Origin of the sequence: Candidatus Ornithobacterium hominis, assembly GCF_951229915.1 — a bacterium.
GTDB classification, from domain to species: Bacteria; Bacteroidota; Bacteroidia; order Flavobacteriales; family Weeksellaceae; genus Ornithobacterium; species Ornithobacterium hominis.
Map to the genome: position 1 here is coordinate 1,959,143 of NZ_OX579588.1, position 12,959 is coordinate 1,972,101.

Here is a 12,959-nt window from a genome sequence, read left to right on the forward strand (position 1 = left end):
GTTTTGAGATAAATGCCTTCCGTCAAAAAGAAGGCATTTTTTTTGAATACAACACTTGTTTAAATTTTATCGGTTAAAAATTTCTAAAGCTTTAAAAAATATTTTAATTTACTTGAATGAAAATTATTCATACTGCCGACTGGCATATTGGCAAACGTCTTCACAATTTTGAGCTTGATGAAGACTTTCAACTTTTCATTAACTGGCTCACTCAAATAATTCAGCAAGAGCAAGTTGAGCTTATTTTAATTGCTGGTGATGTTTTTGATTTCTCTAATCCTTCTTCACATTCCCGTCAGCTGTTTTACAATACAATGATTCGCTTGCAGCAGTTGAATTGCAAAATCATTATCACAGGAGGCAACCACGATTCTCCAGCAATGCTCAACGCCCCGAGAGAGATTTTAAATACAATCAACATCAGCGTTTTGGGCGGAATGCCCAACGATGAAGCGGAGGCCATTTTACCCATTCAGAATCAGCAAAATAAAATAGAACTCGTGGTGCATGCAATTCCCTTTCTGCGTGAGGTTGATTTGCGTAAAGCAACCGATGGCATTTCCTACGAAGACCGAATAAAAGTGATGCAAAACGGCATTGAAAATATCTATAAAAAAAGCATCGATTTAGGAAAAAGAAACTATCCGCATCTCCCACACATCGCCATGGGGCATCTATTCACGGCAGGCGTTTCACCCTCAGAGAGTGAAAGGGAAATTCAGATTGGCAATCAAGCTAAATTTGAAGCACAACGCCTGGGCAATGGATTCGATTATATTGCATTGGGGCACATCCACAAGCCACAGAAAGTCAATGCCGCAGTTCCTGCTTATTATTCAGGTTCGCCTTTACCGCTTTCTTTCAGCGAACGAACAGATGAAAAAAGAATTTTATTGCTCGATACGGCTAAAGGTTTTGAGCCAAAAAGCATCCCAGTTCCAAACTTCAGAAAATTAATAAGGCTGAACGGATGCTTGAATGAAATTCAGGAAAAATTAAAAAATCTTGAAGTAGACAGTACATTACCCAGCTTGCTAGAAGTTATTTTAGAAGAAAAAGATTATGATACTGCAACAGAGGACACATTTTTACAAATTATCAATACCTTTAAGCACCCTCATGCTAAAATCGTCAAAAGCCGAATGATTTTTGAGAATCGAGTTTTGGGAGCACATGAATTGTTCGCCCAACACGAGCACCTCAATGATTTAAAACCAGTAGAAATTTTAGATAAAATGATAGCAAGCCAAAAAGAATTAAAAGAAGAGGATAAAAATCATTTGCGCCAAGTTTTTCATCAATTATTGGAAGAAATTCAAAGCGAATAAGTCATGAAAATTTTAAAAATTCATTTCAAAAACATCCATTCGCTAGAAGGCGAGCATGAGATTGACTTCACTCAAAAACCATTTGCACAGAGTCATTTATTTGCCATCACAGGTGCTACTGGTAGCGGGAAAAGCACAATTCTTGATGTGATTCCCTTAGCTTTGTATAACAAAATTCCTCGACTGGAATCCGCTATTTCTAAAAATTTAATGCTGAAGAATGGTGCCATCCTCACGCGTGGGCAAAGAGAGGCCTTCGCTCGGGTGACTTATGCTTGCAAAAAGGGAATCTTCACAACGGAATGGCACGTGAGAGTTGCCGATAATGGGAATTTACAAGACCACGAAATGTTCTTGTATGATGCTGAAGGAAAACCCATTACGCAAAAAAAATCAGAAGTTCCAGCCAAAAACGAAGAACTCATTGGGTTAAATTACGAACAATTCATCAAATCAGTGATGCTGGCACAGGGCGAGTTCAGCCGATTTCTCAAAGTTAAAAAAGAAGAAAGAAGTGCACTGCTAGAACAAATCACAGGTACGGCAATTTACCGAAGATTGGGGCAAGCTGCTTACGAAAAATTTAAAGGCCTTAAAAATCTAATGGAAGAATCAGAACATAGAGTTACTGACCTGAAAACTAAACTTTTAACTCCAGAGGAAATTCAGAAAATTCAAACTCAGGAAAAAGAACTGAAGGAGATTCAAAAAAGTTTAACTAATGAGCTGAAAGAATTAGAATTGAATTTAGAGTCTTTTTCTCAATGGGAAATTCAAAAAAATCAAATTACCGAACTGACTAAACGGGAAGAAAAAGCTCAACAAAATTTAGAAAATTTTCATCTAACTGAGGGCGAAAAATTGATTTGGCATGAAAAAACCAATGCTTTTGGCGATGAACTCTTTGATTGGAATGCTAAAAAAAAGGATTTGCAAGGCTACCAATCTGAAATCGATTTAAAAACTAAAGAGAAAATCTCTGCTGAGAAGCGAGTTCATGAAACGATATATGCGGTGCAAAATTGGGTGAAAATTCCAAATTTGGAATCAGAAGAAATTGATTTTGCTTTATCTGATTTCTATCAAAAAATTAAAAAGTGGGAAGATGAACGTAATAAAAAACTTTCGCTCTATAAAGAGCTGAAAGCTGCTGTTTCCGCTGAATTGAGGGTTTTGAATTTGTCTTTTGAGTCGACAAAATCAACTCATTTGAAACAAAAATGGAGTGAAATCGAGCAATTTTTTAAGCCTTTAAAAATTCAAGAAATTTCTAAAAAAGATTTTTTGGCTCAAAAAGAGCGATTGCAAGAAGCGATTGAAAAAATACAATCGGCAGAAAAAAAAGCGCTGGAAATCATTCAGTTTGAGCAAAATAATACTGAAAAAAAGGATAAACTTCGGCGCTGGAATGAAGAAAAACTTGATTTATCTCCTCGACTGAGAGAATTAAAGAATTTTTTAAGCCTTCAAAAATTAAATGTAGAAAAATTAGAATTGGAGATTCAAAACCGAGAGCTGCAAAAGACTTTAGCTGACTACCGAGCTGATTTAGAGGAGAATAAACCTTGCCCACTTTGTGGCTCCGTTCATCATCCTTGGGCAAATAAAGCTGTAGAAAAAACGGATGAACTGCACAAGAAATTTAAGGAGGAAAAAAAGCTTCTGGAGAATCGACAAGAAGAAAAATTTAAATTGGAAACAGATTTTTCAAGCCTTGAAAAAAATATCACTGCTCTTGAAAAAGAGGTTTTAGAAAATGAAAGAGAATTACAACTTTTAATTCAAATTTTCCGAAAAGAATCGGCTGAATTTCATTGGAATTCAGATTTTTCAACATTAATTTCAGAAAAAAAGAAAGCCTTAAAAAATTGGGAAAATTACTATGAAAATTTAATGGAAAAAAAAGCGCTGGAGACTGTGTTGCCTCTCTATGAGCGTTTAGATAAAATCACACAAGAGGGGCTGGATTTGAAGAAAAAAATTGATGAGGCAACTCATGGTGCTGATTTGTATGAAACGACGCAATTTTTGCAAAAAAAATGGCAAGAAGCTAAAAGTAACTTGCGAAATGCTGAGCAAAATTTGGAAGATTTGAATGCAATAAGGGATGAAAAAGAGAAAATTTTTCAAGGCTTGGAAAAAAAACTTGAAAACCAAGTTAGCCGTTTGGGCTTTGATTCTATTTCTTCTGCTTTTGGCAAACGGCTAGACGCTGAGGTAGTGAAAAGTTTAAATGAAAGAAAATCTAATATGGTTCAATCTTTTGAAAATCTGAAGCTTGAAAAAAATCTTTTGAAAAAGAGTTTTGATGTTCTCGATTCTCAATTAAAAAATTTAGACTTTGAGCAATCTCTGCTTGCAAGAAAAGAAACTGCTGCGAAGCTGGAATCTAATGAGGTGCTTCTCAAAGAGTTTTTTGCTCAGCAACGTCAACAGCAGATTTATGAAACTGAAATTTTATTGCTAAACGAAAAAATTGCGGTAGAGAATAAAAAAATTCGCTATTGGCGGATGCTCAATGAATTAATTGGTGATGCAAGGGGTAAAAGGTTTAATGATTTTGCACAGGATTTGACTTTGAGCCAGCTGTTGCATTTGGCCAATAAACGTCTCGTCCAATTAAAATCTCGCTATTGGCTAACTCAGCCAGAGGCCAACGAAGATGATGGGCTAATGGCAATCGACCAAGATATGGGAAATCAGCGGCGTTCGGTCAAGACGCTTTCGGGGGGTGAAACTTTTATTCTGAGTTTGGCTTTGGCTCTAGGGTTAAGCGATTTAGCGGCACATAATGTTCGTATTGAAACCTTGTTTATCGACGAAGGTTTTGGGACGCTGGACCCAGAAATACTGGATAAAACAATGGATACGCTGGAGCGACTTCAGCAAGAAAATCAGAGAATGATTGGGATTATATCGCACGTGGAAATGCTGAAAGAACGTATTTCTACTCAGATTCAAATCAAACAAAATGGCAACGGAATGAGTGATATAGAAGTGGTAGGGTAATTGATAAACAAAATTCTATGAAGTTAGCATTTTTGTTTTTTTTAGTAAGTCTTCAAGTTTTTGGGCAAAAAATAGATACACGTACTTTTCAGCAAATTTCTGATTCCATTATGGCTGAAGCGGATGAATTATATCTCTATGAAATGGGCATGATTCGTGCGATTGATTCTATCGATAAAAACAGGGATTTACGAAAAAAAGCTGGGGAAATCATTCGCTACAAGCAAGGTGATTCTCTAGTCGTAATTGCAGAAAATATTGAAAAGAAAGGTGTAGTGGCTGCTCAGTTTAAATTACGCCATGCCGATGATTATTTATCGTTTAATGATACACCTCGAGCTATGACGGATTTTGAAAAAGGGCTGATGGCAATGAAGCATGTTGTCATCAAAGACGTACAGTCCAATTATGAGATTACTCCACTAGAGGATGGTGAGTATCAAAATATTATTTTCATTCCGTTTAAAGAAAAAATTCAAGGTGATGAACGTGAGCTTTATAAACTCTATGTACTGACGGAGAGCAAGAATAGAAGTTGTATCCCGTTTGGTAAAGATTATTTGTTTTATGCTGATGAGGGTGGTAAGGTTTTTTATCATTTAAGCTTTAATCCTTATATGCCAGTCGGGGTAAGTAATGAAATTATCGAAAAAAAGAAAGTAGAAATCTCTTACCCAAAAAGAGAACCTTATCTCTTGCCTACCGATATGATGTTGTTTCGCAAATATGGTCTTCCATTTCAGTTAAATACTTTACGAGTCAAGTCTACACAGTACGATATTTATTTTAATTACGATACCGAGCGAAATACCATCGACGTTACTTTAGATTAATTTGCTCTATTTTTTTGATTATTTGAGGCAAACGACTTAGCAGAGCATATTTTCTATATGCAGATTTTCCTTCCTCGGCGGGCATTCCCATGTATAATTTCCCTCCTTCGATGGATTTTGCCACACCTGATTTAGCTCCAATTACAGCTCCATCACCTATGGAAATTCCACTGGTCGTGCCCGATTGCCCCCAGAATGTCACTTCATTCCCAATCACACAGCAACCTGCTATACCAACTTGGGATGCTAACAGGCAACGCTCACCCAAGACGGTGTCATGTCCGATTTGAATTAAATTATCTAACTTACTTCCTTTGCCAATCACCGTGCTTGAGGTCACACCTCTGTCAATAGTACAATTCGCTCCAATTTCCACTCCATCTTCCACCACCACGTTGCCTATAGATTTTAATTTTATAAAGCCTTTAGAAGTTTTTTTATAATAAAAAGCATCGCCGCCCAAAACCGTACCTGGGTGAATAACCACCTCGTTGCCAATCACAGTATCTTTCCCTAGGTACACGCCTGAGTGAATTTCGCAATTCTCACCTATTTTTACATTTTTCCCAATGAACACGTTAGGGGCAATATAGGTAGAAGCTGGAATTTGAATTTCTGGATGTTGCAAAATTTTTTGGCGGTATTCTGGGTTAAAATGCTGTCCTATTTTTACAAAATCTTGGAATGGTTCTTCTGAAATCAGTAATGCTTTGCCTCTCGGGGCTTCTACTTTTTTGTTGATTAAAATAACTGTAGCAGAACTGTTTAGAGCCTTATCATAATATTTAGGGTGGTCTACAAAAACAATATCACCGCTTTTCACGCGATGGATCTCATTCATTCCCAAAACGGGAAAATCTGCATCACCTACGTATTCCACTTGAATGATTTTTGCAATATCTTCCAAACTTTGCTGCTGCGGAAATCTCATATTAACTTAAAGCTTTTTTAATTCTTGCAAAGGCTTCTCTCAATGTTTCTTCTGAGCTGGCATAAGACATGCGGATACAATTGGGCGAGCCAAAAGCTTCTCCTGCTACGCACGCTACCTCTGCTTCTTCTAAAATGAACATTGCCAAATCATTGGCAGAATTAATTTTAGTTCCCTTTAATTCCTTCCCAAAATACGCACTCACATCAGGGAAAATGTAGAAAGCTCCTTGGGGTTTCGTTAATCTAAATCCAGGAATTTCAGTCGCCATTTCCATCACCAAACTTCTTCTTCTCTCAAAAGCATCAACCATATATCGAAGCTGAGAAGGGTCTGCTTCTAGCGCAGTAATGGCTGCTCGCTGAGCGATAGAATTCGTTCCGCTAGTAACTTGCCCTTGCAATTTCTCACAAGCTTTTGCAATTTTTTCAGGAGCGCCGATGTAGCCAATCCTCCAGCCAGTCATTGCATAGCCTTTGGCTAAACCGTTGATGGTTACCGTCTGCTCATACATACCTAGCACTTTTGCCATACTCGCCATTTTTTCTCCGTAGGTAATAAATTCATAAATTTCATCAGATACTACGGTAATCTTCGGATATTTTTTCAACACTTCGGCCAACGCTGCCAATTCCTCAGCAGAATAAACACTCCCACTGGGATTGCATGGAGAGCTATACATCAAAACCTTTGTTTTCTCGGTAATAGACTTTTCCAATTGCTCTGGCGTCATTTTAAAATCCTGCTCCACACCAGTTTCTATTTCAACTACTTTCCCGCCAGCCAAGCCTACTATATCGCTATAACTCACCCAGTAAGGTACTGGCAAAATCACTTCATCACCTTCGTTCACTAATGCCATAATGACATTATATATCGCTTGCTTGGCTCCCGTCGAAACCACAATTTGCGAGGTTGAATAATCTAACCCATTATCTCTTCGGAATTTATTCGAAATCGCTTTTTTCAAATCCTCAAAACCTCCAATGGGCGAGTAATGATTATAATTTTGATGAATCGCTTCGATGGCTGCACTCTTTATAAAATCAGGCGTTTCAAAGTCAGGTTCACCTAAGCTTAGACTAATTATATCTTTCCCTGCGGCACGCAATTCTCGTGCTTTTGCCGCCATACCAATTGTGGCTGAAGGCTTTAAACTTTGTAAGCGTTTAGAAATTTCCATAGAAATTGAGTTGTGATTACAAATCTAATAAAGTTCTTTATTTTTTGACATATCGTTTGATGCTTCTGTTTAAATTTTTCTAAGCCTTAAAAAATTTCTCATTCAAAATTTGAAAATATTATTTACCACTCTCTTATTTGATTCGTTCATTACATCACGCCTCACTCAATTGCTCTTCATCGTTTAGGGCTTAGCTGGCGGGTTTTCTGCTAGATTTCGCTGCTTGCATTTATTTTGCTGAAACAACTGAACAAAATTTCCCAAGCAGCCTCTTTATTTTTTAAATAAGCGATACGCCAAAAACCAAGAACCTACCGTAGCAAATAACACCACCGAAATCGAACTCACGGGCATAAGAATAGCGGCTACCACTGGCTCTAAATTCCCCGTGACGGCAAAACTTAAGCCAATAATGTTATAAAGAAAACTGATGACAAATGCTATTTTAACTAAAAAAATACCTTTTTGGCTAAGCTTTAAAAAATAAGGTAGCAAACGAAATGAGCCCCCTGCTAAAATGGCATCGCACGAGGGCGAAAAACTATTCATATCCTCCGCTACGGCCACTCCTACGTCACTCTGTTGCAACGCTCCTGCATCATTGAGCCCATCGCCTATCATCATCACTTTTCGCCCTTTTTCTTGCAAGTTTTTGATGTAATTTAATTTATCCTGCGGCGATTGGTTGAAATTTAAATTCTGTTTTTGCTGAATTATTTTTTCTAAAATTTCTCTCTCATGGTCGTTGTCTCCAGAAAGCAGATGAATATCATAATTTTTTAAGCCTTTAAAAATTTCACTCAAATTCTTCCGATATTGATTTTCAAAAACAAAACGCCCTTTTATCTTCCCATTGCAACGATACCAAACCTCGGTTTCGCGTCCCACTTCGTTCTCTTGCGCTATCCATTGGTGGCTGCCCAGTGCCACCTCTGTGCCATTGATTTCTGCCTTTTGCCCTTTCCCTTTGATTTGTTGGTAGTTTTTAACTTCTAATTTTTCTAAGCCTTTAAAAAATTCTTGCAACATCTGACTCAGCGGGTGATTGGACTGCATTGCCAAGCTGTAAATCATAGTTTTATCATTACCGCTCAACTTATCGCCCTCATAGCGAACTTGTTGTGCATCGTTCTGAGTCAGTGTTCCTGTTTTATCAAAAACCAATGTATCGATTTTATTCATCTTTTCTAGCGTAAATGCTTCTTTGGCATAGTAAGCTTTTCGCCCCATGATGCGCATTAAATTCCCTAAGGTAAACGGCGCGGCAAGTGCGAGTGCACACGGGCAAGCTATGATTAATACTGCTGTAATGACTTGGAACATTTGGCTGGTATCATAGAAATACCAAAAAATACCGCTTATCAGCGCAATGCTTAGAATAATGTAAACGAAATATCGACTAACTTGATTGATTAAATTATCTAGAAAACTGTTTTTGGGGCGAAAAGTGTCGTGATTCCAAAGGGAGGTCAGGTAACTTTGGTTGACTTCTTCTATTATTTCTAGCTCGATAGCTGCTCCGTTCTGTTTCCCTCCTGCATAGATTTTATCTCCCGTTTTTTTATGAATCAAGCGAGATTCTCCTGTGATGAAACTATTGTCAATATAGGCTGAGCCTTTTATCAAAATGGCGTCTGCTGGCAAAATCTCTTCATCTCGCAACAAAATTCGATCGCCTTTTTTCAGCTCAGATAAAAGAATATTTTCATGATTTTGATTCTCATCAATTTTTGTGACAGCAATGGGGTAGAAGCTTTTATAATCTCGATCGAAGGCTAAAGATTGATAGGTTCTCTGCTGAAACCACTTGCCTATCAACATAAAAAAAACTAAACCTGCTAGACTATCAAAATAGCCTGGGCTGAGGTCTGCAACAACCTCATAAGTGGAGCGAAAAAAGAGGACTAAAATCCCAATGGCAATCGGTATATCGATGTTGACTTTTCTTGTTTTTAACGCAAAATAAGCAGACTTTAAATATGAGGATGCTGAATATAAAACAACTGGCAACGAAAGCCCGAACATTAGCCAACGGAAAAATAATCGATTCTCTGTCAACCAAGTTTCTTCCGGATTTACGTACTCAGGGAAAGCGAGCAACATGATGTTCCCAAAGCAAAAACCAGCAATCACTAGTTGAAAAACTAAAGAACGATCTTTTTTTTGTTCTTTTTTATCTAAATTTTCTAAATTAATGGATGGTTTGTAACCTAAATTCGCTAAAAACTGAGCTAAATCGGCCAATTTTAACTCATCTGAACGATAGGAAATCTGAACTTTCCTTTGCGGGAAGTTCACGTGAGAAAACTGAATGGCGGGGTGCAAGTCTTGTAAGCTTTCTAAGACCCAAACACAAGAGCTGCAATGGATTACGGGGATGAAAAACGTGACTAAAGTCGTGCCGTCATCATCAAAATCAATGATTTTTTCAAAAATTTGAGGGGTATTGAGAAAATCAAATTGATGCCCCCCCCCGCTTTTGGGCTTAATGCCTGGTGTTTTATTCAATTCATAAAACTCCATTAGGCTATTTTGATTTAAAATTTCATAAACCGTTTTACACCCTAAGCAGCAAAAAGACTTATGATCAAACTCAACTTGGTCTTTACCACATTCGTCGCCACAATGATAGCAGTTTACAGCCTTCATATTACAAAATTAATCACTTATATTTATATTTGTATACTGAACAAAATTAATCACTACAATTTATGGAAAATTTTTCTGGACTTATGAACTATTTTGATGATAAAGATATGGCCGTATCATCTATTTTATCTGAAGAGGAATTGCAAGCTTTTCAGCAAGAGAAAAAAACAATCCATGTGAAAAGAGGTGACTTGCTTTTGGAAGAAAATCATGCGCCAAATGGTGTTTATTACATCATTAGCGGTACCGCAAAACTTTTTAAAGTTGGGTTTACGGGGAAAGAGCAAATCATTCGATTCATCAAAGAAGGTGATTTAATTGGGTATCGTTCCATCCTGAGCGGTGAAAATTTTGGCTCATCAGTCACAGCCATTGAAGATTTAAAGGTGGATTTCATCCCTGAACGTTTTTTTATAAAGCTTTTAAAAAATAATGCTGAACTAAGCTTTGAAATGTTGACTATTCTATCAAGACAACTGGGCAATGCAGCTGATACCATAACTACACTTGCGCAGAAGACCGTTCGTGAACGCTTGGCAGAAATTCTCTTATTACTCGAAAATCAATTGGGTACAGATGAAGAAGGCTACATCAAAGTTATGCTGACCCGAGAAGAAATAGCAAACCTAATAGGAACCGCTACGGAATCCACTATTCGCCTAATCTCTGAATTCAAAAACGATGGCTTAATTGATGTCCACGGGCGAAAATTAAAAATCACCAATCGAAATATGATTCACAAATTAGCTCATGTCTAAACCTCAAAAAATCAACAGAGTAGCCTTAAGCATTTCTTTGTTTGGAGTTTTTCTCATTTTTCTGGGAATGCTTTTCTCTGCAGGGCTTTCGCAAACCGCTTTTCGCTTCACTGGCCCCTATCTGCTATCCATCGGGGCTGGAATTCTAATTTTATACTACCTCGGGACTTTTTTTTATTTTCTTTTTCACAAGAATTCAAACGCTATCCAAAATTTGGCCACCTTCTATGTTGGGCTTTGCTTTTTACTCATCATCAGTGGACTTACCGCTGCTTTGCTCAAAATAGATTTAGGCATGACCGTATTTCTGACAGGTTTAGGCATGTTTGGTGCTTTTTGGATTTTTGTCTTAATTTACATGATTTTTAATCATAAAAATGTTTGAAGCTTATCGTTGCTAAAGATTTTTTTTAAGGCTTAAAAAATTTAGAATAATTATATTTAAAGAATGATTTTTTTCTAAAAAAATAAAACATATGGATTCTTACGTTTCTACTCAAATCAAAAATGGTATTGCTACACTTGAATTTTTCCATGAAAAAAGTAATTCTTTTCCTTTTTCTCAATTGAAAAAATTGAAAAAAACCTTAGAGGAATTGGGCGACGAAGATGATGTAAGGCTTATTATCCTCAAAAGCAAAGGCGAAAAAGTTTTTTGTGCTGGTGCCAGTTTTGATGAGCTTTTGACTATTGATAACGCTGAGGCGGGAGAAGCTTTTTTTTCTGGTTTTGCTGAGGCAATCATAGCAATGAAAGACTGCCCTAAATTTATTATCGGCCATGTAGAAGGTAAAGTCGTGGGCGGCGGCGTCGGGCTAGTTGCCGGCTGTGATTACGCCTTGGCACACGAAAATGCTTCCATCCGCTTGAGTGAACTTTCCATTGGCATTGGGCCCTTTGTCATCGAACCAGCCATTAGCCGAAAAATAGGCATCAATGCTTTTTCTGAATTAACTTTAAATCCAAAAGATTGGATGCCAGCATCTTGGGCAAAAGAAAAAGGGCTATACAATCGTGTGTTTTCTGCAAGCTCAGATTTAGAAAAATCTTGTGCTGAATTTGCGGAGCAGCTATCTGCTTATAGCCCCGAGGCTATGAGAAATTTAAAGTCTATTCTCTGGGAGAATGCTAAAGATTGGGGTAAAATCATGCCGCAAAGGGCGAAAATGAGCGGTCGATTAGTTTTATCTGATTTCACCAAAGAAACTTTGAAAAATTTTAAAAACGCTAAGCAAGAATAAACATTCTCATCATTTAAAATTAAGAACTATTTTGATTTAATGAATTTTTCATAATCTGTTACCTTTTCCTAATTTACAGATGTTTAAATGAAAATTTTTGATGCCTAATGACAAAGTTTATGTGATTTTTCTAAGGCTTAAAAAAAATTTAATCGTTCCATTTGACTGAATAGCCATGCACACGCATATTTTTGTCGCTGTAGTCTATTTCTTTGTCATTATTTGCACCAGTTACTTTCCGCCCAGCATATTTGGCAATGGCATGTCCTGCGGCAACATCCCAAAAGTTAACGGGTAAAAATCGTGTGTATTCTGTTGCGTAGCGGTCTGCAATCAGCCCCATTTTAATGGCACAGCCCATAGTCACCACTTCTAAATCGGGGTGTTCTTTCTTTAACTCTTTGATGTAGAAATCTGTTCCATTATCACGATGGAATCGACTGGTCAAAAACGTATATTTTCCTTTGGGCGAAAATGAAGGCAGGAAGACTGATTTTTTTTCTAAGGCTTCTAAAATATTTTTTTCTTTTGCCAATGCTACCAATTCTTCTACGCTTGCTTGGATTTTTCGGCTAGAGTAGCCCTCTGCACCAAAATAGAATAAATTAAGCGCTGGCGCATACAACACACCTAGTTTTGCTGTGTTTCCCGCTATCAAACCAGTGCAAATGCAGAATTCATCTGTTTTGTTGATAAAATCACGTGTTCCATCAATGGGGTCTAGCATCCAGTAAGCATCAAAAGATTGCCTTTCCTCATGGCTAAACTTTTCTCCTTCTTCGCTGATGATGGGTAAATTTGTTGCCGAAAGATGTTCGCTCAAAATATCGTGTGCAGCAAAGTCAGCTGAAGTCACCGGGGAGTTATCTTTTTTCACTTGAGTTTCAAAACCCTCTTTGTATTGGCGCCAAACTTCTTCACCTGCTGAGATAGTTCCTAAGACTGCTTTTTCTAGTAACTCGCTATAATTCATTTCTTAAACTTTTTCTGTGTAAATTTCATCATTTTTCATGAAAATATTGTGCCT

General features: G+C 37.3%; 10 protein-coding genes. 6 read left to right on the forward strand and 4 right to left on the reverse strand.

Features of this window, described 5'->3' with window-relative positions:
* Nucleotides 1–116 precede the first annotated feature (116 nt).
* The 3 genes from QOX03_RS09170 to QOX03_RS09180 are packed head-to-tail and all read left to right on the forward strand — an operon-like array spanning nt 117 to nt 5,170.
* Nucleotides 117–1,328: an exonuclease SbcCD subunit D C-terminal domain-containing protein gene (locus QOX03_RS09170; protein ID WP_283670903.1), complete on the forward strand. Its 1,212-nt coding sequence runs from the start codon at nt 117–119 to the stop codon at nt 1,326–1,328.
* A 3-nt stretch (nt 1,329–1,331) separates the two neighbouring features.
* The gene (locus tag QOX03_RS09175; RefSeq protein ID WP_283670904.1) at nt 1,332–4,337 is read left to right on the forward strand and encodes an AAA family ATPase; all 3,006 of its coding nucleotides are present in this window, start codon (nt 1,332–1,334) and stop codon (nt 4,335–4,337) included.
* Nucleotides 4,338–4,354: 17 nt separating this feature from the next.
* Nucleotides 4,355–5,170 (forward strand): hypothetical protein, encoded by an 816-nt coding sequence (locus QOX03_RS09180; RefSeq protein ID WP_283670905.1) that lies wholly within the window; start codon nt 4,355–4,357, stop codon nt 5,168–5,170.
* On the opposite strand, the gene QOX03_RS09185 is transcribed toward QOX03_RS09180, so the two are convergent.
* The 3 genes from QOX03_RS09185 to QOX03_RS09195 form a co-directional block, all read right to left on the reverse strand.
* On the reverse strand, nt 5,157–6,101 hold the full coding sequence (locus QOX03_RS09185) for a UDP-3-O-(3-hydroxymyristoyl)glucosamine N-acyltransferase (protein WP_283670907.1): 945 nt from the start codon (nt 6,099–6,101) through the stop codon (nt 5,157–5,159). The genes QOX03_RS09180 and QOX03_RS09185 overlap by 14 nt on opposite strands.
* 1 nt (nt 6,102) lies before the next feature.
* On the reverse strand, nt 6,103–7,284 hold the full coding sequence (locus tag QOX03_RS09190) for a pyridoxal phosphate-dependent aminotransferase (RefSeq protein WP_283670908.1): 1,182 nt from the start codon (nt 7,282–7,284) through the stop codon (nt 6,103–6,105).
* 273 nt (nt 7,285–7,557) lie between these two features.
* Nucleotides 7,558–9,933 (reverse strand): heavy metal translocating P-type ATPase, encoded by a 2,376-nt coding sequence (locus QOX03_RS09195; protein WP_283670910.1) that lies wholly within the window; start codon nt 9,931–9,933, stop codon nt 7,558–7,560.
* 62 nt (nt 9,934–9,995) lie between these two features.
* Here QOX03_RS09195 and QOX03_RS09200 point away from each other — a divergent pair, with 62 nt between their 5' ends.
* The 3 genes from QOX03_RS09200 (at nt 9,996) to QOX03_RS09210 (ending at nt 11,932) form a co-directional block, all read left to right on the forward strand.
* Entirely contained in the window at nt 9,996–10,691 is a 696-nt protein-coding gene (locus QOX03_RS09200; protein WP_119058919.1) for a Crp/Fnr family transcriptional regulator, read from the forward strand.
* Nucleotides 10,684–11,076 (forward strand): hypothetical protein, encoded by a 393-nt coding sequence (locus QOX03_RS09205; protein ID WP_283670911.1) that lies wholly within the window; start codon nt 10,684–10,686, stop codon nt 11,074–11,076. The genes QOX03_RS09200 and QOX03_RS09205 overlap by 8 nt, the downstream gene beginning before the upstream one ends.
* A gap of 91 nt (nt 11,077–11,167) precedes the next feature.
* Nucleotides 11,168–11,932 carry an enoyl-CoA hydratase/isomerase family protein gene (locus tag QOX03_RS09210; protein WP_283670913.1) on the forward strand — a complete coding sequence of 255 codons (765 nt, stop codon included), beginning with the start codon at nt 11,168–11,170 and terminating at the stop codon, nt 11,930–11,932.
* A gap of 148 nt (nt 11,933–12,080) precedes the next feature.
* On the opposite strand, the gene QOX03_RS09215 is transcribed toward QOX03_RS09210, so the two are convergent.
* The gene (locus tag QOX03_RS09215) at nt 12,081–12,905 is read right to left on the reverse strand and encodes a 3'(2'),5'-bisphosphate nucleotidase CysQ family protein (protein WP_283670915.1); all 825 of its coding nucleotides are present in this window, start codon (nt 12,903–12,905) and stop codon (nt 12,081–12,083) included.
* Between the last annotated feature and the right edge of the window lie 54 nt (nt 12,906–12,959).

Excerpts from the sequence above, each read along its gene's own strand:
- QOX03_RS09170 (WP_283670903.1), top strand. The coding sequence starts at position 117 with ATGAAAATTATTCATACTGCCGACTGGCATATTGGCAAACGTCTTCAC.
- QOX03_RS09175 (WP_283670904.1), top strand. The coding sequence starts at position 1,332 with ATGAAAATTTTAAAAATTCATTTCAAAAACATCCATTCGCTAGAAGGC.
- QOX03_RS09180 (WP_283670905.1), top strand. The coding sequence starts at position 4,355 with ATGAAGTTAGCATTTTTGTTTTTTTTAGTAAGTCTTCAAGTTTTTGGG.
- QOX03_RS09185 (WP_283670907.1), bottom strand. The coding sequence starts at position 6,101 with ATGAGATTTCCGCAGCAGCAAAGTTTGGAAGATATTGCAAAAATCATT.
- QOX03_RS09190 (WP_283670908.1), bottom strand. The coding sequence starts at position 7,284 with ATGGAAATTTCTAAACGCTTACAAAGTTTAAAGCCTTCAGCCACAATT.
- QOX03_RS09195 (WP_283670910.1), bottom strand. The coding sequence starts at position 9,933 with ATGAAGGCTGTAAACTGCTATCATTGTGGCGACGAATGTGGTAAAGAC.
- QOX03_RS09200 (WP_119058919.1), top strand. The coding sequence starts at position 9,996 with ATGGAAAATTTTTCTGGACTTATGAACTATTTTGATGATAAAGATATG.
- QOX03_RS09205 (WP_283670911.1), top strand. The coding sequence starts at position 10,684 with ATGTCTAAACCTCAAAAAATCAACAGAGTAGCCTTAAGCATTTCTTTG.
- QOX03_RS09210 (WP_283670913.1), top strand. The coding sequence starts at position 11,168 with ATGGATTCTTACGTTTCTACTCAAATCAAAAATGGTATTGCTACACTT.
- QOX03_RS09215 (WP_283670915.1), bottom strand. The coding sequence starts at position 12,905 with ATGAATTATAGCGAGTTACTAGAAAAAGCAGTCTTAGGAACTATCTCA.